We start from the raw sequence: 25,182 nt of genomic DNA on the forward strand, positions 1-25,182 counted from the left end.
CCCTGCCTCTTGACCCTGTAGTTGCTACAGGGAGCATACATTAAAACAGATGATTCGTCAGGGAGGCACTGGATGGCAGGAGGATGCTGTGGTGGATGCACAGATACGCCGCTACCAATCAATAAATCATGGCGGAGAGCGCTCCTGATCGCGCTTTTTCTCAATGCCAGCATGTTTGCCGTTGAAGCTGGGGCTGGCGTGTCGGTTGGATCTGCATCCGTACAGGCGGACGCGATTGATTTCCTTGGCGACAGCGCCAACTACGCAATAAGCCTCAGTGTTGCCGGAATGGCATTGCGATGGCGAGCTGGCGCGGCCTTTCTGAAAGGCCTGACCCTGTTCATGGCTGGGCTATGGGTAATGGCCAATGCTGGGTGGATAGTAATGAACAGCAACCATCCGCCTCACCCAGACGCAATGGGCGGCATTGGTCTGCTTGCCCTCGCGGTCAATCTGGCCTGTGCCCTCATATTATGGACACACCGGAAAGGTGATGCCAACCGCCGTTCTGTATGGATCTGCTCTCGTAATGATGCGATCGGAAATGTTGCCGTTGTGCTGGCAGCTCTGGGCGTGTTTGGCACTCGTTCTGCGTGGCCGGATATTGCGGTAGCTGCCATCCTTGCGATGCTTGGTATTAGTGGAGGTGTGCAGATTATGCGACAATCGAGAGTAGAACTAACAGATAACAAATCAGATATATCACGACATATCAATGTATAAATCATATAATACTCTAGAATATATTAAGCAGGTAAGGAGACGCACACGCTATAATGCGGCATTCATTCTCCTGATTTTTCCCCTGCTCTGTGGCTGTACAAATAGTGATCACTCAAATATTTCGCCGGAATCAGATGTCCAGAAATTTTCCAGCCGTCAATTTACGGATGCCGGATTGCAAGAATTCATTACAAAAGTTCTCGGACCAAACGTATCGAGTCAGGAAAACGCATGGGGCATCACTCGCCTGACGCTTGCTACCTTGTATTTTCATCCCGATATCCTTGTAGCTAAAGCTGAACTGGAAACGGCTCGCGCTGGAATCAAGACAGCCGGTCAACTGCCCAATCCCAGTTTCACGGTGCTGGGTGGCCCATCGGCTCATTACGTCGGCTACGGCGCGTCAATACTGATCGAATTTTTCGGCAGGCGTTATCACCGTATCAAAGAAGCCAGATATCGGGCTGCCGTCGCGCAATGGGAAGTCATCAATACTGCATGGAAACTACGCAGCGACACGCGGTCTGCTCTTCTCGGCGTCTGGGCTGTATCCGGGCGCCTCAAGCTTGTGGAAGAGACTGCGGCAGCTAAACGCGAACTCTTTACCCTGGAACAGGCACGTTTTGATCAGGGGCGAGCATCCGCTCTCGAAATATCGCAGGTACGGACGGAAATGATCCATGCCGAGTTGTCTGTCAGTGATCTGCGGCGCGAGTATGCCGTCCGTAAGGCAGCTCTGGCAGGAGCAATCGGGGTTCCTGCCGAAGCACTTGATTCCATTGCTCTTGATACAAAAGCATTTGATGTCTGTCCCGACCTCATGGAATACCGCGATTCACAGGACATGAGATACCAAGCCGTAATGCAACGCGCGGATCTGCGGGAACTTCTTGCGTCTTATGACGCCGCCCGACAGGCTCTACGGGTCGAAGTTTCCCGACGCTATCCCGATGTCACCATCAGTCCCTCCTATAACTGGGATTTTTCAAATCGCTTTGAGGTAAATCCCTCTCTGCAAATTCCGATTTTCAATCAGAACGAAGGCCCCATAGCTGAAGCTGTTGGGCAGGAGCATGAGGCGGCGGCTCGTCTCCGGCGTGCAGAGAACACGGTGTTTAAGTCCATCTCGCAGGCTACGGCCAATTACCGCGGCACGACATCAATTCTGCTACAGGCGGATGAACTTGCCAAAACCGTACGGGTAAGGCTGAACCAGATGCAGCACCGCCTTCAGTCAGGCGCAATCGACCGACCAACGATGGTTATGACTCATATAGAGCAGATTCAAGCAGAGACCGCTCTTCTTGAAGCAGAAATTCAGCAACGGCAAGCCATAGGTCAGATCGAAGATGGCATGCAGCAGCCCATTTTTGATCACACCAGTGCCGCGCAGGTTTCCGGCCTGCTTGAAAATAACCAAAGGAACTCACCATGAAAGCGAGGGCCTTCTGGCTGCCTCTTGTAGGTCTTTCTGTCTTCCTAGTTCTAAACGTGGCGGACATTGCTATTGCAGATGATGATGATCCACCAGTTTCGGTTCTTGGCGCAGAGGCGACCGTGACGGTCTCCCCGGAAGCAGTTACGAAGAGTGGCATCGCTTCTGCACGACCCAGCATCGTGCCTTGGAGAAAGTTGGTTCCCGCCTATGGTTACGTTCTGAACGCAACACAACTTATCACTCTTGTTAGTGATTATGCTGACATGAAAGCGCGGCTGGAGAGCATGCAGGCACAGCAGACGCTTGCCCGTGCGAAACTCGATCGTGACAAAGGACTGTATCGCGACCGGCAGAATATCTCTCAGGAACAATTCCAGGAGACAACAGCCAGATTTCAGTCCAACTCAGCTATGGTAAAAGCAGAACAGGTCCGGGTGAATAACGCACTTAATATTATCAGACAGCAATTTGGTTCGGTCATATCTGACGCTACCGAAAAAAATACAATTTTCATTACACAGTTACTTCAACAACAAGTGGTCTTGGTCAAGGTGACCCTTCCACCAGATACGGATCTACCAACCCCACCAAGTCAGGCGGATGTGACCGATTATGGAAACACGGGTGGACACGGGACAATGCTCCACTATTTGTCTCCTGTAACCATGACCGATCCTGCTATTCAGGGGCGTAGCTTTTTCTATTTTGCGTCGGCTGAAAGTCAGCTTGTCGCGGGCATGAATGTTTCCGTTCTCCTGCCTACCGAAGAGGAACGTCCCGGTATCCGGATACCTGCATCAGCTATTATCTGGCTGCAAGGTAAGTCGTGGATATACCGTGATAACGGACACGGAAAATTTACACGCCTACCCCTTACGACCGACGTGCCGGACCGAGAAGGTGGCTACCTGATCCAAGATACTCCAGGACAAATCACACACGAAACGCAAATCGTCGTAGGGGGTACGCAATTACTTCTGTCTGAAGAATTCCGAGCTCAGCTTGAATCAGGAGGCGATGACGACTGATGACGGGACGTTCTTTCAGCCTTCAGGCAGCTATTATCGGGTTTTCGATCCGCTTCCGGGGCGTGGTTATCGCAACCGCATGTCTGTTGTTCTTCTATGGCCTGTATGGCTTGAGACATGCCAGCTATGATGTGTTTCCGGAATTCATTCCGCCACGGGTCACGATCCAGACCGAAGCCGCTGGTTTTACGCCGGAACAGGTCGAAACATTGGTTAGTCGCCCAATGGAAATTGCCCTGAGCGGCCTCCCGGGTATTCAGCGCGTGCAATCGACTTCGATTCAGGGACTGTCAGTCGTCAACGTCCTGTTTGCGACATCGACCGATATTTATCGCGCCCGGCAACTGGTCGGGGAACAAATGAATGTTGTTGCACAGCAATTGCCAGCCGGTGTTCATGCTCCGACTATGACGCCACTGACCTCATCCGCCGGTCTGGTACTGGTGATTGGTCTGACGTCGGAACAACAGTCCCTCATGCAGTTGCGCACGCTTACTGACTGGTCATTAAGGCCGCGTCTGCTGGCGTTGCCTGGTGTGGCTGGAGTCAGTGTGTTTGGCGGGGAGCGTCGGTCACTCCAGATACAGGTACATCCAGACCAACTCATCTTGCATCATATCGGACTTGATGACGTCCTTGCGGCTGCCCAGGAAGCAACTGGCATACAGGGGGCCGGCTTTATTGATACCCCGAACCAAAGAGTCGTTCTTCAGTCTGACGGTCAGGCCCTGACGCCAGAAAGTCTGGCCCGCACTGTGATTGTCCGCTCTGATAATGGTGCTGTCACACTGGGCAGTATTGCCACTGTAACTGAAGCCCCTATTCCCGCCTTCGGCGCGGCCAGTATCGAGGGAAAGACAGGCATTGTGGTTAATATATGGGAACAGTACGGTGCCAATACGATGGCTGTGACCCGGGAAATCGAGGCGGCACTTACCGATTTCCGCCCGCAATTGCAGGGACAGGGGATTACATTGCATGCTGACCTGTTCCGACCCGCCAATTTCATTACGACCGCATTGGGGAATGCCACACAAGCATTGCTTCTGGGCGGTTTTCTGGTGGTTGTCGTAATCTTTCTTTTCCTTTTTGACCTGCGAACCGCTGCAATCTGTTGCGCCACCATACCTTTGGCTATTCTGATAGCCCTGTCGTTGCTGGAGACACTCGGGGTTACTTTGAATGCCATGACCCTGGGGGGGCTTGCTATCGCCATCGGCGAGGTCGTGGATGACGCCGTGATCGGGGTCGAAAATGTTACACGCCGATTGCGTGAAAACCGGCTTCTGGTCCAGCCCGCATCTACAGCGCGCGTCGTACTCGATGCATGCGTTGAAGTCCGCAGTGCAGTGGTTTACGCGACCTTTGCTGTCATTATCGTTTTCTTGCCTGTCATCGCCCTTCCCGGACTTTCGGGACGACTGTTTGCTCCACTGGCAACAGCTTATGTTCTTGCGGTCATGGCTTCTCTTGCCGCTGCTGTAACCGTTGTACCTGCACTCTGCGCATGGCTCTTGGCGACGCCTGGAGAAACCCGGAGAGAGCCCCCCCTGGCAGGATGGACCGCCAGAGCTTATGAACGTCTTCTGGCCAGATTAATGCGCCATCCCCGATTTGTTATAGGCGGGATGATCCTGACCACCTTGATAGGGTTTGCGGCCCTTCCATTCCTTGAAAGCGATTTCATTCCTGATTTCAAGGAAGGTCACCTTATCATTCATATGACGGCTGCTCCGGGGACTTCCCTGGAACAGTCTCTGAAATTAGGTAGACAGGTTACAGAAAAACTTCGTCAGCTTCCCGAAATCCGTTCGGTTGCTCAGAGAGTCGGACGCGCCTCGCTGGATGAGGACACGTCTGGACCACATACCAGCGAGTTTGAGGTTGATTTGAATCAGGTGGATGGGAAGGCTTCCCGACAGATTGATGCCCGCGTTCGCAAAGCGCTTGACGGGTTCGTTGGGGCCAGTTTTTCTGTCAGTAGTTTTTTGACGATGCGCGTAAACGAAACCCTTTCTGGTTCGTCTTCGGCTGTGGCAATCAATATTATTGGCGATGATCTGGATGTATTGGATATCCAGGCAAATAATATTGTCCGCATGTTGCATCAGATACATGGCGCAACAGATGTCCGGATAGAAGCACCCCCTGGTGTTCCGGAACTTGCTATTCGGCTACGCCCTGCTGATCTGGAGCGCTGGGGGCTTCGGTCGGCGGATGTACTCCGATCCATCCATACAGCCTGGCAGGGTGAAACCGTGGGGCAGATATACGAGCGTTCTGCGGCTTTTAATGTTATGGTTCGTCTTGATGACGCAAGTCGTAATGATGTTGCGTCTGTCGGCTTCCTGCCACTGCATACTGTTCACGGAAACTACGTACCACTCCGCGCTGTCGCAGACATATATGAGACGAACGGTCGCTATCAGGTGTCACATCTGGGAGCACAGAGAACACAGACTGTCACCGCAAATGTTACAGGACGATCAGCTCAATCTTTCGTTCAGGACGCACGCACGGCTATAGCAAAAAATATCAAACTGCCTCTTGGAACCTACGTTCAATTTACATCCGCAGCGGAAGCTGAATCACAATCACGCAAGGAACTGTTTATAAATTCCGGGCTCGCTGCCATAGCGGTCATGATTCTGCTCTCAATAATCACACAAGGATGGCGCAATCTCGCTCTGATACTCGTCAATCTTCCCTTCGCATTTGTCGGCGGCATTCTGGCAATCATTGTTTCCGGCACAACGCTAACTCTTGGGGCAACAGTCGGCTTCGTTACTCTATTCGGGATTACGCTTCGGAATTCGGTGATGATGATTTCGCATTTTGAGACTTTGGTCGAGCGGGAACATCTCACATGGGGAGTAACAACAGCGCTCCGGGGGGCCAGAGACCGCGTCGTCCCCGTACTCATGACATCGCTCGTTACGGCGCTTGGACTGGCGCCTCTGGCTGTTGATATGAATGCGCCTGGGCGGGAAATCGAAGGACCTATGGCAGCTGTCATTCTTGGAGGGCTCATGACATCAATGATACTTAACCTGTTTGTTTTGCCTATTCTTGCTGTCAAATTTGGTAGTTTTTCTGAAAACGAAACGGGAGTTCCGGAAACCTTGTTCAAGTGACAGGTATGGGCCACTGCTGCACAGAACTACTTGAAGATTATGTCCGATATGCCAATAGAACCCAGAATGAAAACTGCTTCCGTATCACGCTCGGCCACCATTCGGTCTGGCTCGACCTTCTGGTTGGGTTCGGAATTGCCTTCATGAATCTTGACGCTGTCCAGAAAATCTGGATTGCCGCCCGCACCGAACATCATCGTGTCAAGGCCGAAAACCGAAAGCATCGTTGCCCGATCCAAATGATTTATACTCCCTGCCCAGTGGCTTCGGGCGTGTCTTGCTACGGCCAACCTAAGCGCCTGTATTCTTGCTGGTTATTTCCCATAACGATCACCCCACTCTCGGCTCCAAGTGATAGCGGGGGACTGCGCGGACTATGTCCGTTATGCGAAAGGCGAGCCAACCCACTTTTATGTCCGACATGAGGCGACTGCCGCCTGTCTGCTTTGTTTTTTCTGAGTCGACAGACGGTCAATTATGTCGAGTAAAAACCCATTCATGAACGCGTCTCTCATCCGGACAGCACAGGCCTGATCCCTCCATGTGCACAGCAGATCCACACTGAAGAAGTGGAGGCGTCTGGACTGTGAGCGTGCCTCCAAAGGAACGTCCGCTAACATGACTAAGCTGAAGGCCTTTCTGGGCCGATAACCGAACATGTCTCAAGTACATCCCCTCAATCGCTGCCTCGGGCAAACCTAACCCAACGCCGGCTGTCTTGGCATTTATCGCAGTCAGATCTGTTATGGTCACATCATGAATATGCGGGGTCGTTGATGTTACTGGAGCAACGGGATCGGTCATCGAGACAGTCTGCTGCACGAGGCCGGGTTGCGGATCGTGAGATGATCGATCCTGATCTGGCTGGACTCCCTGACAACGACCATCCACATTGGAGAATTGGTCGCCGTAATACCTGAGATCCGTCCATGCTGCACATGCGAAAACTCAATCAGCCAAGGACGTGGCAGACCAAAACGTTACTGACATTGCCACTGCACGATCGCGCATATCGTCTCTATCCGCGCTTCGGTGGTGCGGCTTCCCCAGGTTCACGAGAGGGCAAAGCAGGGGCTCATCACACCGCTGATCGAGATTTTTCGTGCAAATGGGACCTGCGCCTATGTGGGAGATGGGAGCAATTTCTGGCCTGCAGCGCATGTGCTCGACGTTGCCCGTCCTTATAGGCTGGCCATCGAGAAGAGGGCGACGGGTGCTGCGTGCGGCGATCCGGAGTGGTGTGGAGCGCGCGGTGATGACATCGTCTGTGGCGGCCGTAAGCCGAAGGGTCGGTAGCCCGGACTGCGAATGCGACGAGACGGTGTGGACCGATCCGGATCCCTCTGGTGTGGACGCCTATACACGCTCATATCCGGATCAGACGATCAATGTAGTCTTCCTCCACCTCTTGCTGGCGCTATTTACCCAGCCCATATTCCTGCCGTCGTCCGACACTGCTTAACAGACACGGAGGATTCCAAAATGCATTTTTCTCGTATGTTTCAGGCTGGCGTCTTTGTTGCTACACTGGCCTGCGGCGCGGCTGCCCTGCCTGCGCAGGCTCAGGATACGTTGCGCGTCGTTGATGCACGGGGACACCAGGTCGGTATCCTGGTCCCGGTCCAGGGCATCGCAACGACAGCGGCAATGCCTGATATCGACATCATGTTCGAGGCCGTTGATCGCATGATGGCACGCAATATGGCTCTCATGGAGGCGGTCGATCGGACATTGGGCTCGCGGCTGGACGGCGTCCTGCGCGCCGTTCCAGCTGTTGGTCATGACCTCCCGAAACAGAGCATGTCCTGGCAGCGTTTCGAGGCGGTCAGCACCGGTGGACCCACCGCCTGTACGCAGACGATCACGATCACATCAAACGGTCAGGCGGCGCCAATCGTTCATGTGTCACGCACCGGAAGCAAGTCCTGTGCGACGCTCCCCGCGCCGACGGCAGTTGACAATCCCGGAGGTCAAAAGACTGTTTCCACGGCTCTGACGCCCGCCGTCGAGACGCGGATGGAAGTCCCGACAAACGGACGCGCTGGAAGCGCTCTCTAAAACAGGTGGTGGCCGGAAAACCCCGGGCCACCATCATAGAAGGAAAATATATTGATTTTCTGTGATCATCGCCATGATGTTTAACGAATATCAACAAAACCCCTGTAATTTCCGTCCGCAACACCGCCACAAAAAATAAATACAAATATAAATAATAAAATTATCCATGAAAAAGGATCTGCATTTCGTGTCCCCTTGACGAGGCAAGCATCTCTTCCAATCTTGCTTTCGCTGGAAGCCATCGGGTCCGGCATAGGCTCTGTGAGCCAGACAACTGAAGTCCATGTTGCTTTAATCGGAGGATGTGGATGTCGACACTGAAAGGACTTTATTCCCGCTATCGCCGCTCCTTGCGTACAGCCGCCCGGAGATGGCGCAACCGACTGGAGGGAGGCGTATCATGGTAACGCGCCCCCTTTTCGGAGACGATCCGCTCGCTCCGCGTGTCCTCTCCGTGCTCCGCCGCCTCGGTCATGACGGACGTGGCGTGACGCTGACGTCTCTGGTGGCCCATACCGGTATACCGGGGATCAGACTTCGCTCCACGCTGGAACGCCAGGTCCAGGCGGGCGCGGTCGCCCCTGCCGGGTGTGATCCCCTGGCTTCTGATCTCGCGTTCCGTCTCCCCATGCGGGCAAGAGCCGTACCGCCAGTTCCGGTCGCGGCGTAAGGCACTGACCGCGCCGGGTAGATCAGAAACGCCTTCTCCGAGCGGAAGCGCCATCTTTTCTGGAACGACCGCACGAATGAGAGGGTGGAGCGGGGCCTTCCATCGGAGGCCCCGCGTCTCTGAAGGTGAGGTCGAAAGCAGAGAGAACAGGGAGATGTCGAGTTTTATCCATTTTCTCAACCTGAAGGCACTTCAGCACTATTGGAATAACCATCCCCCGGTGCCCCGTTCACTTGGGACGAGGAGGCCAGTTTGGTCGCATTCCGCCGGAGAGACCGAGCGAGCGGAACAGACGGCCAAGCAACCTCGGCGCCTTCGGCAGAGGGAGAGACCACACCTCGCTGTCGGTCTCGTCCTCATGCTGCTGGTCGGAATGGCCTCGCAGGCATCGGCTCATGCGCCGCATGATGTGCTGTCGTGCGAGACAGAAAAGCAGCCGGTGAATATTCCATCCATGCCACTGGCCCGCGCCATCGAGATATTAGGCCGCCAGTCAGGGTGCCCGGTCCTTGTCGACCCGATCCTTATAGACGGTCGGACCTCCGCAGCCGTCAAGGGCGCCTATACGCCTCAGGCCGCTCTCCTGCATCTGTTCGGGTCCGTGCATGTCGACGTCACCGCCACTGTTTCGGGCTTGAGCGTCAGCCCTCTGGATGCGACGGCTCTGACCTCGGGCGACACGCGCGCCAGCCTGAGGACTGCATCATGACTCTTCACACGGACAGGCCGAACAGAATTATGTCGCTTCCGACCGTTCGGATCGGTACAGAGCTGGCGGTCCTGCTGGCCGACTATCTCGGCGACCAGGAAAAAAACCAGGGATATGACGGCCTCATGCGTCGGGCGGCCGACCACCGGATTAACGATCGGGTTTCTCGCTGGAGAACCGCGTCAGACCCGGAAGCGACGACCGTCGCCGTGGTCCGAAAACTCCTGCCTGTCGCCGACCGCACGCACATGGCCAAGGCCTTGGGCTGGTCGTTGGGAGACCTCGAAAACCAGCTGACATCGATCTTGCCAAAGGCCGTGCGAGACCATGCCAGAACATTGTCCTGTCGCCTGCCACGCTGGCAGCGGCTTTGAACCGGATGTGCGCCGGAAGGGCCACGACGTAGGAACTATAACTCAATTCATAGATGGGAAAACGGCTATGGAAGACCTCTCCATGAAACGTTCCTGGCAGAGCAGGGACTGGTCCCGCTTCATCAAGCTGTTCAGGGGCCTGACATTCTACGAGCGTTTTGAACAGGCGATCATTCTGACCCTGATTGCGCTCATCATGCTGGTCACCGCCATCGCGACGATTCATCTGATCGGCGCGGTATGGCATCTGGTCGTCGATGTCGGAATCGATCCGATCAACCAGCCGTCTGGCCCTGCTGGCGCATTGCCTGTCTTTCGGGATCAACGCGTTGCATGAATCGTCCCATGGCCCGTCTCTGGCACGCAGCGTCAGGGAACGGCTGGCGCGAGCCGACCGCCTCGCCACTGCGCTTACGCTTGATCTGGTCGAAGCGGGCTGGCAGCCGACGGTGGAGAACTATCTGGGCCGCGTCACCAAGGCCCGTATTCTCGAAGCCGTGCGCGAGGCGCGGGGAAGTGAGGCAGCCGAGCGTATTGCACATCTGAAAAAGAACGACATGGCGCAGGCGGCCGAAAGGCTGCTTGAGGGCGCCGGCTGGCTGCCCGAGGCTCTGCGGACGGCGAACGTGCCGGAGCGAACTGAAAGGGAAGAAGGGGCGGCGCGTATGACCGATAGTCATGATGCGGTCGCAGCCGAGTGAGATCTGTCGATGAATATCATGGGCGGCTTCCGGTCTCCGGGAGCCGCCTTTTGTATTGGAGCGATATCGCGCCGGAGTGGAAGCCGGCAGTCGTTAGTGATGGGTCACCGGTTGCAGGTGACGGTCCGTTTCAAGGCTGAGGGCTACTGGCCATAAAGGCGTTTTGGTATAGAAATCCGGTCTGCTGAAGCCGGAGCCTGTTCGGTGCTCGTTGAGCAGTCCTGCCCAGCACAGCGGTCGCAGGACATGGACGTAAAGACTGGCGGTCAGCTTGAAATCCCGGCGACGGATATCATCTTCCTCGCCCCCGTAGAGAACCGAACACAGCCGCTCTTCGGTGACGGCAACCTGAGCTTCGATATTAATGACGTTGAGAAAGATGTCCCAGTTGCCGAGCAGTGGCTCTTCGCTTCGGGTGTATGGACTGTGGTCGATGACAAAGAGAAGATGAGTCGTCAACAGCATCCAGAGCCGGGCTGGCTCCGATTTGAGCTTTCTCGCCAGGTCGGTCAGCCGCAGGGTTCCCTTGAAATGCCTTGCGAGCTTCGCACTGAGCAGAACCTCATGCAGGATCACCAGCGGCGGGAAATCATGTTCATTGAGGACTTTATTGACGGCATAGAGCTCTTCAACCGTATAGCCGGGCCAGTCAAATGCCTCGGCGGCTCATGCGACAAAATAGCGTTTCAGCGCCTTGCTGGGCGTGAGGCCGATCGGGCCGTGTTCCTCGATATAGCCGATCGTCAGCAGCGCGGCCTTCAGTATGAGGGCATGCGACAGGGGGAGGTCGCCGTCGTTGGGTGAATGGAATGGCCGCATCGGGTAAACAATGAACCAGACTGGTGCGAGTTGCCAATCTGGATTTGTGACGTGGAGCTCATCTCAGCTCAGTCTCCGTCGTCGTAATGTCGGCTTACGCCTCATCCCGGACATACAAGCCCCCATTCGCCAAGCTCCTAAGCGGACAGTCCGCAATCACCATGAGCTGATGGAGTTTCCTCCCACCCGAGTGCATTCTCCGCTCGGCTGCATAAAAGCAGCCCCTTCTGAGAACGTATCATAGAACAAGACATGTCAGATGGGGTGGAAGGCCTCCTTGCGGCATTGATGTGCCATACCGGCGGTTGATAAACCTTCTGAAGGAGACCGCCCACCCCAACTGACAGCTAGCGGCGCGACCACGACTGGTGGTGGAACGACAATTGGTGGTCCAGCATAAATCCACGGCCAGACCTCCGCCGGAGCGGCACTCAGCATGGTCGCGGCGAATGCCGCGGCTAGCAACTTCCATCCGATGCTATCAGGCATTGTTCTGGTCCACTCTGAACACGCGAACGATTGAGGACGCCCAAACCTGCCTTTCTGCATTTTTGATACCTCTTGACACCATGCACGGAGTGCCCAGATTGAATCTGCCGGCCGCCAAAGGGGTCGGCAGACAGAACTATCAGTTTTGATCTTGTGTCCATGTTGCTCAAAGGAGGATATGGCTATGAGAGCCACCGTTGATTTTGCTCCCCTGTTCCGTTCGAGCGTGGGCTTTGACAGAATGCTCAACGCCCTTGATCTCGCCAGCCGGATTCCAGCGGTCGATAACTGGCCGCCTTACGATATCGTCAAGACCGGTGAGGATGATTACCGGATCGACATGGCGGTTGCCGGACTTGCCGAGGCCGACCTTACGATCACACAGGAGCGCAATACTCTTGTCGTGACAGGACGAAAGGCGCCGGAGCCGCAAAGCGCCGCCGAATATCTCCATCGGGGTATTGCGGGCAGAGAATTCGAACGCCGCTTCGATCTGGCCGAGCATATGAAAGTCACCGATGCGCACTTCGAGAACGGACTTCTGTCCATTACTCTGAAACGTGAGATACCCGAAGCGATGAAGCCGCGTCGTATCGCGATTACGTCCTCTACAGCACGTGCGGAGGAAGCCGTGCCCCAGATTGAGGCGCGGAAAGAGGCAGCCTGATGGCGTGACGAAAACTCTCCCCCGGCCATTCATCCGGCCGGGGGAGAATCTCGAAAGGTCATGAGCATGAAGAGGATGAAAATATCTCTGTCGTGCGCTGCTCTGGGCTTGTCTCTACTGAGCCAGTCGGGCGCACATGCTGGTGATATTGTCCGGACGACTGCAACATCGTTCGATGCGAGGGCGACTGAGGGAACGTCCACAATCCCCAAAACTGGGGCTCGCACTCATTACGAAGACGGCACGGGTGATATGCTGGTCGACAGCTTGAACGCAAGCCAGTTGGATCAGAACTACAAGGGGCCGGTCTATTATCCCGGACAACCCATTCCGCCGTTCCGGCCCATCGACACAGATCATCTGGCACCGTCAGGGCCAGAGACGCCGGAGAAGACGTCCTCATCGCACGGGACGTAGTGGGGATTGAGTAAAGGCGGCGTTATAGACCGCCTTTACCTCGATTCTTCAGGATGAAGACCCTTCAGGCTCACAGCGGGCCGCAGGATTATCTTCGAGATGCGCCTGTTCCCTGGCATCGCGCGCGACACGCGCATCCTGCTCGCGGACCAGCCAGTAGACGATGCCCAGCGCCAGAACAGCCGCCGAGAGAGCGAACAGTTCCATGGCAGTCACATCATGCAGATCCAGCAGGATGAATTTGCGGGCAATCGCCAGGAGGGCGATCAGGACGATGGTCCGCACCCGGATGACGTTCTCATGCTGGGCAAGAACGACCAGCAGGGAGTGTTTGAACTCAAGAGCGATGATAACAGTAAAGATCGCGCCAAAAATCGCCTGGAAGATCGTCTGGTGTCATCCAGTCCGTCGATCCAGCGCCACAACGCGTCCTCATCCTCCGGCAGATCGTGCTTCCAACCTTCGTTGCGCTGGCGCAGCGCATGAGCCGGCAGGCTGCCCGGCATGTCGGGGGAATGCACCGGCAGGGAGATTTCCCGAACATAGGCTTCCAGGCAGTCCGCGCCCGAGACCTGCCAGTACAGGTCGCGCATCAGCGTGTGGAGCAGTTCCGTCAGCGCGATATGCGGATTGCCGGCAAACGCATCGCGCAGGGCCAGCGTGCGCCAGGCCGTCAGTTCGGTCAGCAGGCGGTCGGAAAGCGGCTTGAGTCCGTCTTCTTCTTCGGGCTCGGTATCGAAGGTATCTTCCATCCCAATTCCTTCGACATCGTCACCCGTGCCGTGATGAACGACCGTGTCATCATATCCCTCGGACTCATCGTGACCATCCTCGGGCTCCACCGGCATATCCTCGGGCAGAACGAAGCCCCGTTCGACCAGCAACGTGCCGTCGGTATCGAGACTGACAAAGACGCCGGCTCGCTGCATGTCCACCGGATCGAAGGACACAGGGCGTTCTTCCAGCGCCTCAATGGCCTGCTCGATCTCGCCCAGGCGGATATCAACGTCTTCGGGGAATTCATCGGCCTGCGCGTATTCCGCCTCGATCGTTTCCTGCTCGCTGTGCAGCGCGGTCAGGCGGGCGGCTTCTTCTTCCAAGAGCACCACTGGCACACCGTCGATCTCCGCTAAGTGCCGTGTGTGCCCCCAGGGGAAGGATAGCGCCGTCTCGACCCATTTCCAGCCTTCGGCACGGACCTGTTCGGCCGCCTCCTGCAGCTTTTCCATCACCAACTGATCGAGCAGGGTCGGATCCTGCAGCCAGCCGCCGTCGTCTGCCTCGAACAGGTCACGCATGACGGGACCGCCGGCGGCAAGATAGACGTCCAGCCCGACAAAGCGCACCCGGCGATCTGACGCCCGCACGGTTTTCTCCGTCAGCATGCGGCGGATCAGATAGGGTTCGCGATTGTGGCTCTGGGCAATAATCTCCCAGACCTGTTCCTGACGGGTGTGGTCATCGCTGATCGAAAAGGCCATGAGCTGGTCGAGCTTCATGCCATCCTGCTCGTAGATCTCGCGCAGTTTGTCGGACACGGTCATCAGGCGCAGACGCTGTTTGACCACGGTGGGCACGACGAAGAACGCGGCCGCGATTTCTTCCTCGGACATGCCCTTCTCCAGCATGTCACGGAAAGCCCGAAACTGGTCCAGCGGATGCAGGGCCACGCGCTGGACGTTTTCGGCCAGGGAATCATCCTCGGCGAGAATGGCCGATCCTGCCTCACGCACGACACAAGGCACCGGGGCGGTTTTCGCCAGTTTCTTCTGCTTCACCAACAGTTCGAGGGCGCGGAACCGGCGCCCTCCAGCAGGCACCTCGTAGGCACCGGTTTCCGCCCCCTCACCATTCAGGACGGGACGGACGTTCAGGCTCTGCAGCAGGCCGCGGCGTTCGATGTCGCGGGCCAGTTCCTCGATCGACAGACCGGACTTCACACGCCGCACATTGGACTGCGACAGCACCAGCTTGTTGAAAGGAATATCACGGGACGCATTGAGGGCGATTTTCTGGATGGCGCTCGCCATGGCAGGACACTCCGTAACGGACGGGCGGAAGCCTCTCTCCCACCCCTGAATCCGTCACGAAAAACCCCACGTCCCTCTTCCTCTCTCCCGGCCCCACGAGAGGTCAAACCGCATCCACGGAATGGCACGGACACGACTTTACGGAAGCTACATCTGCTCCAGTCGATCTGCGAGTCGACACGCGTCACGATAAAATACGACCATTATAGTCGTTCAATCACTGATTTGTGATAGTGCCGACCATGATAGCCGCGAATGTTCGCGCGTATCCCCAAGCCCTCTCTGCACGGCGCATCTCCCTGTTTCCACGTATTTTTCTGTTCACGCCTATCCCGTCCGACCTCCACAGTGCTGTCAGAACCACTCACAGGTCCATGCAGAAAGGACGGGAAGATGGCACGCCAACGCGATACGATAGCGGGCAAGGTGCGGCTCGTTCTCGACGCCCCGGAGGCCAACGTGACACCATTACGCAATGGAGCCGATCCTCGGCTGGTCAGTCTGGTCCGGCTTCTGGCCCGTCAGACCGCACGGGATTTCGTCAACGCTGAAGTGGAGGCCGCGAGGCGACGCGATCTCCAGGATTAAGGAGATGGGATTGTGAAAGTCGCGCTCTACGCCCGCTACTCATCCGACAACCAGCGCGATGCGTCGATCGAGGATCAGTTGCGCCTCTGCCGGCTTCATGCGGAGAAACAGGGCTGGACGATCATCGACAGCTACACCGACCGTGCCATCTCCGGTGCTTCCCTGCTCCGCCCAGGTATTCAGGAACTGATCCAGGACGCTACGCGCGGCCGCTTCACGATCATCGTGGCCGAAGCCATGGACCGGCTGTCGCGCGACCAGGAAGATATCGCCGGCCTGTTCAAACGGATGACGTTCGCTGGCGTGCGGATCATCACCCTCTCCGAGGGCGACGTTACCCACCTGCATATCGGCCTCAAGGGCACCATGAATGCCCTGTTCCTCAAGGATCTGGCCGAGAAGGTTCGGCGGGGGCTGCGCGGGCGTATTGAGGACGGCAAGTCCGGCGGCGGCAATTCCTATGGCTATGATGTCGTGCGCCAGTTCGATGCGAAAGGCGAGCGCATCCGGGGCGACCGGACCATCAACGAGGAGGAGGCCCGCACAGTCAGACGGATCTTCACCGATTACACACGGGGAAAGTCGTCCCGCACGATCGCCATGGAATTGAACCGGGACGGCGTTCCGGGTCCGCAGGGACGTGATTGGGGACCGTCCACCATTCACGGCAATCGGGAACGCGGCACCGGTATCCTCAACAACGAGATGTATGTCGGGCGCCTGGTCTGGAACCGGCTGCGTTATCTGAAGGATCCGGATAGCGGCAAGCGCGTCTCACGCCTCAATCCTGAATCCGAATGGGTGATCCAGGAGGTGCCGGAATTACGGATCGTCGAACAGGATCTGTGGGATGCCGTAAAGGCCCGCCAGGCCGAAACGACGTTCAGCCAGCCGGCACGGGGAAACGAGGCCCTCAGCGCGCAACGGCGTCCCCGCCATCTCTTTGCCGGGCTGATCCGCTGCGGCTGGTGTGGTGGTGGTTACAGCATGATCTCAAAAGATCTGCTCGGCTGCTCGACAGCACGCAACAAGGGCACCTGCGACAATCGGCTCAACATCCGTCGCGACGCCCTCGAAGCATCAGTGCTGAGCGGGCTGCGCACGCATCTGATGGAACCGGACCTGTTCAAGGAGTTCTGCAACGAGTTCACCCGCGAGGTGAACCGACTGCGCATGGAACTGGGTGCCGATCTCGCAGCAATGCGGAATGAAATTCCCCGCATCGACAGAGAACTGGATAAGCTTCTGAATCTTATCCTTGCCTCAGATGACATTGAGGCATCCAAGCGGGTCATGAAAAAAATGACGACGCTCGAAGCCCGCAAGGAGGAACTGGAACAGAAAGTCGCCAATACCGAGGAGCCGCCTCCCCTTCTCCATCCGAACATGGCGGAGATCTACCAGCAGCGGATCACGTCTCTTTATGAGAGCCTTCAGGCCGAAGAGACGAAGACCGAGGCTGCCGAGCGCCTGCGCACACTGGTCTCGCAGATCACGCTCCAGCCGACCGACGGCGAACTGACGATCATCCTGCGCGGCGACCTAGCGGCGATCCTGCAGTTCGCGGCGCACAAGAAAAACGCCACGGTCCATCCGGACAGTGGCGTTCTCGATGCGTTCGTATCGCAAGTATCGTTGGTTGCGGGGAACCGCACACTACGATCACGGCGAAATGTGGCGAATGGTCATTCGCAAGCGTCGTTGGTTGCGGGGGCAGGATTTGAACCTGCGGCCTTCAGGTTATGAGAAAGATTTTTTAGCCTACGCTGACCAACGCCCACGCCGACAGAATAGCGCCGGACCACGAAAACCCTTTGTTTTTCCTTGAAAAATAGTCCCGTCCGGATACGTCATTCGTTCACCGACTACGCTCGGTTGCGCTCTCATCTGTTTCCTATGTGTTTCCTGCGGCGGAGGCGAGAATGGCCCGGCTCAACAAGAAAACCGTCACGGCGGCGACGCCCGAAGCAAAAGATTACTTCCTGTGGGATGACAGCATCCCGGCCTTTGCCGTCCGGGTCTGGCCATCGGGCCGCAAGGTCTACGTCATTCATTACCGGTCTGGTGGGAGACTGCGGCGCTATACGATCGGCCAGCATGGCAGCCCCTGGACAGCGGATCTCGCCCGTGACGAAGCCATCAGGATCCTCGCGCGGGTCCATACCGGGGAAAACCCGGCGGACAAACGGTCCGATGACCGCAAGGCCATGACCGTCATAAGCTTTTCCAGGCGCTTCCTCGACGAATATGTCGATGTCCACCTGAAACCCAGAACACGGGGGGAATACAGGCGCTCGGTGGAACTGTTCATCGTCCCGAAATTCGGAAGCTGGCGGGTGGCCGACCTTTCGCGGGCGGAAGTTGTCGAATTCCATGGCAGTTTCCGCCATATTCCCTATCAGGCCAACCGGACGCTGGGCGTTCTGTCAAAGATGTTCAGCCTTGCCGACCTGTGGGGCATCCGCCAGGACGGCGTGAATCCATGCCAGGGCGTCAAACGCTACCGGGAGGAAAGACGTGAGCGTTTCCTCACCAGAGAGGAGTATGCGCGCTTGGGAAGCAGCCTCGACGAGGCCGCCGAAGATATGCCCGAAGCGGCCCGGGCCATTCGTCTGCTTGCGCTCACGGGCTGCCGGTTACGGGAAATCCAGACGCTCCAGTGGGCGCATGTCTGGCTGGATGAAGCGGAATTGCGGCTCCCGGAAAGCAAAACCGGAGCGAAGACTGTCCAGTTGGGCACGGCGGCTGTTGATGTCCTGAAGGCCACCCCTCGCCTGCCCGACAATCCCTATGTCATCACCGGACGCAAGGCGGGCGAATATCTCACGGACCTGCAAAAGCCGTGGCGTCGTATCCGTAAAGCAGCAGGACTGGATGGTGTCAGGCTTCACGATCTCCGTCATTCCTTTGCATCCGATGCCCTGGAGATGGGAGCAGACCTGACAATGATCGGCCGGATGCTGGGTCATAGCGACATCAAGACCACCTCCCGCTACGCCCATCTGAAGCGGGAAAATGTCAAACGCTCGACGGATCAGGTCGCCCAGCGCATTTCATCCGCGCTCACCGATGCAAGGACACAGGCCTGAATGCCGATGATACCCAATCAACGGCCTGTCCTTCAGCATCGATCCGCATTTTACGTCTCGGGAAAAACCAGCGCATAGCTGGTGCTTCTTCCTCCCGCAGCCTCCCGAACCAGAATATCACGTGATACGAGATCATTGATATCTCGCAGGGCTGTGTCCGGCGACGTCTTCGCCAGCTTCGCCCATTTAGATGAGGTCAGCTTGCCCTCGAACCCGTCGAGTAGACGGTTCAGCATGAGGCGTTGCCGATCATTGATCGATTGACTGGCCAGACTATCCCAGAAGCGGGCCTTCTCGATGACTTTTCCCAGGACCAGTTCAGCACGGTCAAAGGCGCGATCCAGAGCCCCCAGAAACCAGTGCAGCCAGAGCGTGATGTCCATATCGCCCTTCTGGGTGGCCTCAAGGATTGCGTAGTAATCCTTCCGGTCGTGGCGGATCTGGGCTGACAGGCTGTAGAAGCGCTGGTCTGTCTGTTCCGAACGCGCCAGCATGAGGTCGCCGATGGCCCGGGCCATGCGCCCGTTTCCGTCCTCAAACGGATGAATGGTGACAAACCACAGATGTGCAATGGCAGCCTTCAGCACCGGGTCCAGTGCCTGCCCGGCATTGCACCAGTCGAGAAAGGCCTGCATCTCCGCGGGCACCCTGCTGGCTGTCGGCGCCTCATAATGGACCTTCTCCCGTCCGACAGGGCCAGACACAACCTGCATCGGGCCGGTTCTATCATCACGCCACTCTCCCACCAGAATGCGTGCCATGCCGTTCCTGCCAGTCGGAAACAAAGCCGCATGCCAGGCGAACAGCCTTTCTTCGGTCAAAGGCTCAGCGTAATGCCGGGTTGCGTCCAACATCATCTCCACGACGCCTTCGACATCCCGATCCACTGGCGCCAGCGCGCCAATATCCATCCCCAATCGCCGGGCAATGGAAGAGCGCACCTGCTCGCGATCGAGGTTTTCACCCTCAATCTCGCTCGACTTGATGACGTCCTCGGTCAGGGTCTGGAGTACTGCTTCCGACCTGAAATCAAAACCAAGACTCTCCATGCGCCCCAGGAGCCGCCCCTGCCGATGACGCAGCGCAGCCAGTTCATGGGAGATGGGATCCTTGTCCCACCGGAAATCCGGCCAGTCTCCATGCTGATGAATGTATCGCGTCATATTCCCGGCACTCCTTGCGGAGAATATGGCGCTTAATCGTCGCAGACCGCAAGGCTATATCCGCATGATATGCGGCGAATACGTCCATTATTCAACGCACACACAGGCCGAGCGCTTGGCAGAGGAACTCCTGCTGCCTTTTTATTCCGGCAGCAATACCAGATCATCGACGGAAAATGACAGCAATGGGGGGATGAACGAACCCGCTGCGCGGGGTTGGTGTGATGTGGAGGCCTGTCACCACGGCGTGAGAGAGGTGTTTTATTTGAAGCTGGCCTGATGGTCCGCCGCACTCTGGCTTGTGTCCAACACAAGGAGCCAGATGATGACGGAGCTTATTTCTGTAGGTGCGATCAGCCCTCTTCGCCAGCGCCTGATCGACGACATGACAATGCGAGGGTTCTCACGCGAGACGCAGCGCAATTATATCCGTGACGTCGGTCGTTTTGCGACCCATCTGGGCCGGTCACCCCATACGGCAACAGCCGAGGAGGTCCGCCAGTTCCAGATCGAGCAGCACGAGGCCGGCCTGCCGATACCGACGATGAACAGTATCGTGTCGGCGCTGCGATTTTTCTTCACCTACACGCTCGACCGACCTGATCTTGCGCGCAAGCTGGTTCGTACCAGACATCCCCGCAACCTGCCCGTCGTGCTGAGCCGCGATGAGGTTGCCCGCCTGCTCAATGCGACCACCTGCCTCAAGCACCAGGTGGCGCTCTCGGTCGCCTATGGGGCGGGCCTGCGCGTCGCCGAGGTCGCCGCTCTCAAGGTGAGCGATATCGACAGCGCGCGCATGCTGCTGCGGGTCGAGGGGGGCAAAGGGGGTCGTTACCGCAACGCCATGCTTCCGGCAGACCTCCTGCCCCTGCTGCGGGAATGGTGGAAACTCGGCCGCCAGCAGGGCGTGATGCATCCGCAGGGCTGGCTGTTTCCCGGCCAGAACGCGATGAGGCCCATCTGCACCCGGCAACTACATCGTGTGGTCGTCACCGCGGCCCATGCCGCGTCGATCAGCAAACGGGTCGGTCCCCATACATTGCGGCACAGTTTTGCGACGCACCTGCTGGAGGATGGCGTCGATATCCGCGTGATTCAGGTCCTGCTGGGTCATTCCTGTCTGGAGACCACGGCCCTTTATACAAAGGTTGCGACACGGACCGTGCGGGCCGTCATCAGTCCGCTCGACAGGCTGGGCATGCTGACGACGGCGCAGGCAAGGCCCGACGGCTGATCCCCCGAGCTTTGGTGGGTACGGTCATGTCCGCCTCCCTCGCACTGGGGGACATCTTCCGGGTTGCCGGTCCTGCCTGGCGGGCAGCCCATATCGGCCGTCTCCCCTTGCAGCAGCTCAAGGTCATGTCGGCGATCGAACACTGTCGCACCCCAGCCCTTGGTGGTCATGTTGCGGCCTGCGGGGACTGCGGACACTGGCGCATTGCCTATAACAGTTGGGGGAGCCGATTTTGTTCGGCGTGCCCGAAGGGTGCGTCGGTCAAAATTGGGGGGACCACGCGTCCTTGACGCGGTTCGCCCTCGCGCATGGTACAATGGGAAGGCTGAGGGAAAGCCTCGTATTTCCACGTCGGGCGACCAGCGCTGCCGCCCGTGCCCGGAAAGAGCCCGTGGGAAAAGAAGCCCGGAAGGCCCCGCCCGGGGAGACCGGGCGGGGTTGGTGGCGGGGCGCTTACTCCCCGTTCCGGCTGCGGGGCCGGGTCCAGATGAGGGAGTAGCCTTCCCCTTCCTCGTCGGTGAACAGGTTGGCGAAGATCGGGGCGGCGAAGGAGGGATCGTCCAGCTTCAGGCTCAGATAGGTGCGGCCTTCGCTGGAGCGGCGGGTCCATGCGGCGCCGAGCTCAACCCGTCCGAGGTAGACGCGGTAATTGGGGGCGTTGTCGTTGGCCCGGCTGGTTTCCGCCACCAGACGAACGTTGCGGGCCTGCAGGGCCAGGGTGACGATTTCGCCTTCGAAGCCTTCGCCCACCTTCTTGAAGGAACCGATGTTAGCCATTGTCGTATCTCCATGCTTTTCTCGGGCCGCGACCACCGTGGCCTCGATGGCGATCGACCAGCCGGAGGCGAGCGGCAGAGCACCCTTCAGGGCCGCAGCGCAGCGGAGGACGGCAGGGCCGGAACTTTCTTGTCTCGCGAGGAATGACGGCGCAGCCGTCAGGGGAAGAAAGTTCTGGAACGCCGTTGCGGCCAGCCGATCGAGGCGCAGCCGGTCTTCGGCTAGATCAGCCATCCGACCGAGGCCATGGTATGCGGACCCGCCAGCCCCATGGAGAGACGATGCCGGCATGACCGGTCCGACACAGGTGGGGAACGTGCAACAACAGGAGGATATCGCGCTCGCCCGGTGCGACCGTCTTCCATGCTGGTGGCGCGGATCGCGGCCAGACAGGCAGGCGGCCAGTGGCAGATCGGGCATGACTTCGCGGAGCGAGAGCACCGTCTCGATCCCCTCGCCTGCTGCCAGAACGTCGGACACCGTGCCAAAGCGCACTGCATGGCCGAGAAGGTCGCCCATCGCCCGGCGCGGCATTTCGACAGGCGCCCTGCCGCATCCATCGCGCGCCAGCCAGGTGCGATGCACCCCGGTCACGCGGCCTTCAAGCTCGGTCACGGCGGCGATCATGGCAGGCCAGGTCTCGGTCGGGCTATCAGCATCGGCGCGATAATAGCAGTCAGGATGGAAACGCAGCGAGGACAGGTCTGTCAGGCGGGTGAGGTCACGATGGCGCAGCCAGATTTCCGCCAGTGTCCCGGCAATCGGACGGGATATGGCCCAGAGCCGTCTGGCAGCGTCAGCGGTGCCAGATGCCTGCCCCGCAGTATCGTGGCTGAACGCATGGGAATGGTCGTGATCAGGGGCCGATCGTGGCTCGGATTGCGGCAGGCAGAGATAACGCCGGGCCTCATCGGCGACATCGCGAAAATCCAGCAGCCCGAGGCTTTTACGGATGATGTCGAGCAGATCGCCGTGCTGTCCTGTCGCGCCATCCGTCCATTTTCCCGCACGGCCACGTCCATCCGGTCCCCCATGCAGGCGGACATAGAGCGACCGCCCCGGCGTGTTGCGCACGTCGCCGACCAGCCAGTAATTGCCGTGACGGCGACCGGCGGACAGATATCGACGGCACACCGCCTCTGCGTTCTCCGCCAGACGACGGGCGAGATCGCCCGCATCATGTCCGGTCATCGCCCTGCCCTCCTGTATCGGGATTGCCTCCATCCAGGGCAATCGCCAGCCAACGATCGGTGGTTATCCATGAAATCGTCCTGCGCCTGCCAAGGTCAAGCAGATGCGCGCCGCCGCTGAACGCGCCGATCCGGGGGCGTGAGGCCGTATTGGACCATTGAAATCCCCATCGCCCCCGCAATCGGAATGCCCGTGCGCAGCGTAGCACGAATTCCACGACCTGATGCGGGTCACCGGTCACGTCATCGCGCATCCAGAGCTTGGTGCCACCATATTCCGGTTCTACGGAAAGCCGGAACCCGTCAGAGGGCGGTTCTTCCGCCGCCAGCTCATCCATGAACACGTTGTAGAGATTGAGCGCCTCTGCGGCATTGTCCAGCGTACCCACGTCGAGAACACAGGAAAAATGCGTGAAGAAATCAGCCATCGGAAGAACTCCCGCAACGAAAAAGCCCGGCGCTGTGGCCGGGCTCGTCAAAACGTATTGACGGAATAACGGGGAAGCTACTTTCAGGACGCACGCTCCATCAGCCTGCGGGCCTTCTCTTCCAGATCCAGCCGCGTATCCTGATTGGCCTTGGTGCGTGCCAGTGCGGTAATACCCTGCACGAAATCGAACACGCTCTCGGGTTTGCGCCCTTCCTCGTGCAAGACCGTTTCGATGATCCTGCTGGTTTCCGGTTTGGAGAACCCACGACGACGCAGGAAACTTTCCCGGTCCTCATCGTTTTTTGCCACCAACGCCTTGCGTGAAGCCTGAATGCCCGAGACGAACGAGGCTGGGCTGGCCGTGGCGAAATTCCGCAGGGCTGGCGTGGCCTGATGCACGAAACGCGAGGCCGCGAACTTGCTATGCCGGATCGTGATCTGTTCGAAATTCTCCACGCCCCACAACATGCGGTTCTGGCACACTCCGCGCAGGTAGAATGACGCAATACCGAGACTTTTACTGCCGACTTCGGAATTCCAGGCATAGAAGCCCCGGAAATAGAGATCGGGGTCGCCATTGGGCAGGCGTCCGGCTTCGATCGGATGGGTGTCGTCGACAAGAAACAGAAACACATCGCGGTCGGACGCATACAAGGTGGTGGTTTCCTTGGTGATGTCCACGTACGGATTATGGGTCATGGTCGCCCAGTCGATCACGCCGGGCACCTTCCAGTTGGTATCGCCTGCGCCATCGCCGGCAATTTTGCGCACAGCGCCCACCAGTTCATGGTCCCAGATGCGACCGTAATCGGGACCGGTTACGGCGCGCAGTTCGACGCGCCCGTCTTCGGTTTCCAGTGTTTTCACCAGTTCAGCCCGATGCGACAGCAGGCCATGCTGAAGGTTGATCGCTGCCAGTGGCGCTGGAAGGTTGCGCAGATAGGATGATGGCGCGCCGATAAGGCTGCACATCTGGCCGAACGACCAGTGTGTGGGTGCGATCGGCTCATTCTGGCCCGGCACGGTCAGGGTCAGGCGTTCGGCATTGTCGCGGCTGGCCTCGACGCGGATGGCGCGGCTTTCCACGGTGCGAGCCGTGGCCCGGTCTGCACGCGCCAAGGTCGCCACATGCAAGTCGGACAGCGACAGATAGCGTTCGTCATCAGGACGCGAGAACCATTCGGACGAGACGCGGGCGCTGCTGCCGCCACGCGAAGGATCGATCTTAAAGCCGCCGGACGCAGCACCACGGGACGCAGGGGGCAGGATGGTGGTCGTGGTCATGGAAAACTCTCCTCTAATGCCGATTATTTGGCACCAAAGGCGAAGCCGCCCTCTTCCTCTGATCACCACTTCCCACGCGGGATCCCATCCAGCCCCAGAAATACCCAGCCCCTCATCTCGGAACACGGCGTCCCCGTCACCTACCGGAAATCACGACTGCAATTGGGCGT

Annotated in this window: 20 protein-coding genes and 6 pseudogenes; 16 read left to right on the forward strand and 10 right to left on the reverse strand. The window is 58.1% G+C overall.

Features of this window, described 5'->3' with window-relative positions; all coding sequences use genetic code 11:
* Nucleotides 1-72 precede the first annotated feature (72 nt).
* The 4 genes from IFJ82_RS14315 to IFJ82_RS14330 are packed head-to-tail and all read left to right on the forward strand — an operon-like array spanning nucleotide 73 to nucleotide 6,323.
* A complete protein-coding gene (locus IFJ82_RS14315; protein ID WP_010516881.1) occupies nucleotides 73-723 on the forward strand; it encodes a cation transporter in 651 nt (216 codons plus the stop codon).
* On the forward strand, nucleotides 716-2,158 hold the full coding sequence (locus tag IFJ82_RS14320) for a TolC family protein (RefSeq protein ID WP_012813328.1): 1,443 nt from the start codon (nucleotides 716-718) through the stop codon (nucleotides 2,156-2,158). The genes IFJ82_RS14315 and IFJ82_RS14320 overlap by 8 nt, the downstream gene beginning before the upstream one ends.
* Complete coding sequence (locus IFJ82_RS14325) at nucleotides 2,155-3,189, forward strand: efflux RND transporter periplasmic adaptor subunit (protein WP_003618801.1); 1,035 nt, start codon at nucleotides 2,155-2,157, stop codon at nucleotides 3,187-3,189. Before IFJ82_RS14320 ends, IFJ82_RS14325 begins: the two co-directional genes overlap by 4 nt.
* Complete coding sequence (locus IFJ82_RS14330) at nucleotides 3,189-6,323, forward strand: efflux RND transporter permease subunit (protein WP_003618803.1); 3,135 nt, start codon at nucleotides 3,189-3,191, stop codon at nucleotides 6,321-6,323. Before IFJ82_RS14325 ends, IFJ82_RS14330 begins: the two co-directional genes overlap by 1 nt.
* A 26-nt stretch (nucleotides 6,324-6,349) precedes the next feature.
* Here IFJ82_RS14330 and IFJ82_RS14335 read toward each other — a convergent pair whose 3' ends face one another.
* The gene (locus IFJ82_RS14335) at nucleotides 6,350-6,562 is read right to left on the reverse strand and encodes a hypothetical protein (protein ID WP_003618805.1); all 213 of its coding nucleotides are present in this window, start codon (nucleotides 6,560-6,562) and stop codon (nucleotides 6,350-6,352) included.
* Nucleotides 6,563-7,805: 1,243 nt separating this feature from the next.
* Here IFJ82_RS14335 and IFJ82_RS14340 point away from each other — a divergent pair.
* Nucleotides 7,806-8,381, forward strand: coding sequence for a hypothetical protein (locus IFJ82_RS14340; RefSeq protein WP_048858932.1), 576 nt, complete (start codon nucleotides 7,806-7,808; stop codon nucleotides 8,379-8,381).
* A gap of 337 nt (nucleotides 8,382-8,718) precedes the next feature.
* On the opposite strand, the gene IFJ82_RS14345 is transcribed toward IFJ82_RS14340, so the two are convergent.
* Complete coding sequence (locus IFJ82_RS14345; protein ID WP_040510580.1) at nucleotides 8,719-9,105, reverse strand: hypothetical protein; 387 nt, start codon at nucleotides 9,103-9,105, stop codon at nucleotides 8,719-8,721.
* Between the two features lie 304 nt (nucleotides 9,106-9,409).
* On the opposite strand from IFJ82_RS14345, the gene IFJ82_RS15800 reads away from it, so the two are divergent.
* The 4 genes and pseudogenes from IFJ82_RS15800 to IFJ82_RS14365 form a co-directional block, all read left to right on the forward strand.
* Nucleotides 9,410-9,760: a hypothetical protein gene (locus IFJ82_RS15800; protein WP_225578690.1), complete on the forward strand. Its 351-nt coding sequence runs from the start codon at nucleotides 9,410-9,412 to the stop codon at nucleotides 9,758-9,760.
* A gap of 29 nt (nucleotides 9,761-9,789) precedes the next feature.
* On the forward strand, nucleotides 9,790-10,134 hold the full coding sequence (locus tag IFJ82_RS14355; protein ID WP_225578691.1) for a hypothetical protein: 345 nt from the start codon (nucleotides 9,790-9,792) through the stop codon (nucleotides 10,132-10,134).
* Between the two features lie 67 nt (nucleotides 10,135-10,201).
* A complete protein-coding gene (locus IFJ82_RS14360) occupies nucleotides 10,202-10,471 on the forward strand; it encodes a hypothetical protein (RefSeq protein ID WP_225578692.1) in 270 nt (89 codons plus the stop codon).
* Nucleotides 10,410-10,835: pseudogene (locus tag IFJ82_RS14365) on the forward strand (chromosome partitioning protein ParB); the annotation flags it as partial. The gene IFJ82_RS14360 and the pseudogene IFJ82_RS14365, both read left to right, overlap by 62 nt.
* A 93-nt stretch (nucleotides 10,836-10,928) precedes the next feature.
* Here IFJ82_RS14365 and IFJ82_RS14370 read toward each other — a convergent pair.
* Nucleotides 10,929-11,654: pseudogene (locus tag IFJ82_RS14370) on the reverse strand (hypothetical protein).
* A gap of 673 nt (nucleotides 11,655-12,327) precedes the next feature.
* On the opposite strand from IFJ82_RS14370, the gene IFJ82_RS14375 reads away from it, so the two are divergent.
* Nucleotides 12,328-12,810, forward strand: coding sequence for an Hsp20 family protein (locus IFJ82_RS14375; RefSeq protein ID WP_003618820.1), 483 nt, complete (start codon nucleotides 12,328-12,330; stop codon nucleotides 12,808-12,810).
* Nucleotides 12,811-13,275: 465 nt separating this feature from the next.
* Here IFJ82_RS14375 and IFJ82_RS14380 read toward each other — a convergent pair.
* Both IFJ82_RS14380 and IFJ82_RS14385 read right to left on the reverse strand, forming a co-directional pair.
* Nucleotides 13,276-13,623 (reverse strand): annotated as a pseudogene (locus IFJ82_RS14380) (phosphate-starvation-inducible PsiE family protein); the annotation flags it as partial.
* A pseudogene (locus IFJ82_RS14385) lies at nucleotides 13,614-15,257 on the reverse strand (ParB/RepB/Spo0J family partition protein); the annotation flags it as partial. The pseudogenes IFJ82_RS14385 and IFJ82_RS14380, both read right to left, overlap by 10 nt.
* A gap of 393 nt (nucleotides 15,258-15,650) precedes the next feature.
* Here IFJ82_RS14385 and IFJ82_RS14390 point away from each other — a divergent pair.
* From IFJ82_RS14390 to IFJ82_RS14400, 3 genes are all read left to right on the forward strand, one after another.
* Entirely contained in the window at nucleotides 15,651-15,845 is a 195-nt protein-coding gene (locus IFJ82_RS14390) for a hypothetical protein (RefSeq protein ID WP_192264991.1), read from the forward strand.
* A gap of 12 nt (nucleotides 15,846-15,857) precedes the next feature.
* The gene (locus IFJ82_RS14395) at nucleotides 15,858-17,591 is read left to right on the forward strand and encodes a recombinase family protein (protein WP_048859142.1); all 1,734 of its coding nucleotides are present in this window, start codon (nucleotides 15,858-15,860) and stop codon (nucleotides 17,589-17,591) included.
* Nucleotides 17,592-17,767: 176 nt separating this feature from the next.
* On the forward strand, nucleotides 17,768-18,934 hold the full coding sequence (locus tag IFJ82_RS14400) for a site-specific integrase (protein WP_192264993.1): 1,167 nt from the start codon (nucleotides 17,768-17,770) through the stop codon (nucleotides 18,932-18,934).
* Between the two features lie 50 nt (nucleotides 18,935-18,984).
* Here the strand turns inward: IFJ82_RS14400 and IFJ82_RS14405 are convergent, their stop codons facing one another.
* Entirely contained in the window at nucleotides 18,985-20,097 is a 1,113-nt protein-coding gene (locus IFJ82_RS14405; protein WP_192264995.1) for a Fic family protein, read from the reverse strand.
* 25 nt (nucleotides 20,098-20,122) lie between these two features.
* Between IFJ82_RS14405 and IFJ82_RS14410 the strand changes: the two genes are divergently transcribed.
* The 3 genes and pseudogenes from IFJ82_RS14410 to IFJ82_RS14420 all read left to right on the forward strand — a co-directional run.
* On the forward strand, nucleotides 20,123-20,377 hold the full coding sequence (locus IFJ82_RS14410) for a hypothetical protein (protein ID WP_192264997.1): 255 nt from the start codon (nucleotides 20,123-20,125) through the stop codon (nucleotides 20,375-20,377).
* A 42-nt stretch (nucleotides 20,378-20,419) separates the two neighbouring features.
* Nucleotides 20,420-21,331 (forward strand): tyrosine-type recombinase/integrase, encoded by a 912-nt coding sequence (locus tag IFJ82_RS14415; RefSeq protein ID WP_192264999.1) that lies wholly within the window; start codon nucleotides 20,420-20,422, stop codon nucleotides 21,329-21,331.
* 26 nt (nucleotides 21,332-21,357) lie between these two features.
* Nucleotides 21,358-21,591, forward strand: a pseudogene (locus IFJ82_RS14420) (transposase zinc-binding domain-containing protein); the annotation flags it as partial.
* Between the two features lie 193 nt (nucleotides 21,592-21,784).
* Here the strand turns inward: IFJ82_RS14420 and IFJ82_RS14425 are convergent.
* From IFJ82_RS14425 to IFJ82_RS14445, 4 genes and pseudogenes are all read right to left on the reverse strand, one after another.
* Nucleotides 21,785-22,108, reverse strand: a complete 324-nt coding sequence (locus IFJ82_RS14425) for a DUF736 domain-containing protein (RefSeq protein ID WP_046899456.1) — start codon at nucleotides 22,106-22,108, stop codon at nucleotides 21,785-21,787.
* Between the two features lie 387 nt (nucleotides 22,109-22,495).
* Nucleotides 22,496-23,299 (reverse strand): annotated as a pseudogene (locus tag IFJ82_RS14435) (DUF7146 domain-containing protein); the annotation flags it as partial.
* The gene (locus IFJ82_RS14440; RefSeq protein WP_192265001.1) at nucleotides 23,286-23,726 is read right to left on the reverse strand and encodes a hypothetical protein; all 441 of its coding nucleotides are present in this window, start codon (nucleotides 23,724-23,726) and stop codon (nucleotides 23,286-23,288) included. The pseudogene IFJ82_RS14435 and the gene IFJ82_RS14440, both read right to left, overlap by 14 nt.
* Nucleotides 23,727-23,809: 83 nt before the next feature.
* Nucleotides 23,810-25,012, reverse strand: a complete 1,203-nt coding sequence (locus tag IFJ82_RS14445; RefSeq protein WP_192265003.1) for a DUF932 domain-containing protein — start codon at nucleotides 25,010-25,012, stop codon at nucleotides 23,810-23,812.
* Nucleotides 25,013-25,182: the final 170 nt, after the last annotated feature.

Source organism: Novacetimonas hansenii, from assembly GCF_014843995.1.
Lineage (GTDB): Bacteria > Pseudomonadota > Alphaproteobacteria > Acetobacterales > Acetobacteraceae > Novacetimonas > Novacetimonas hansenii.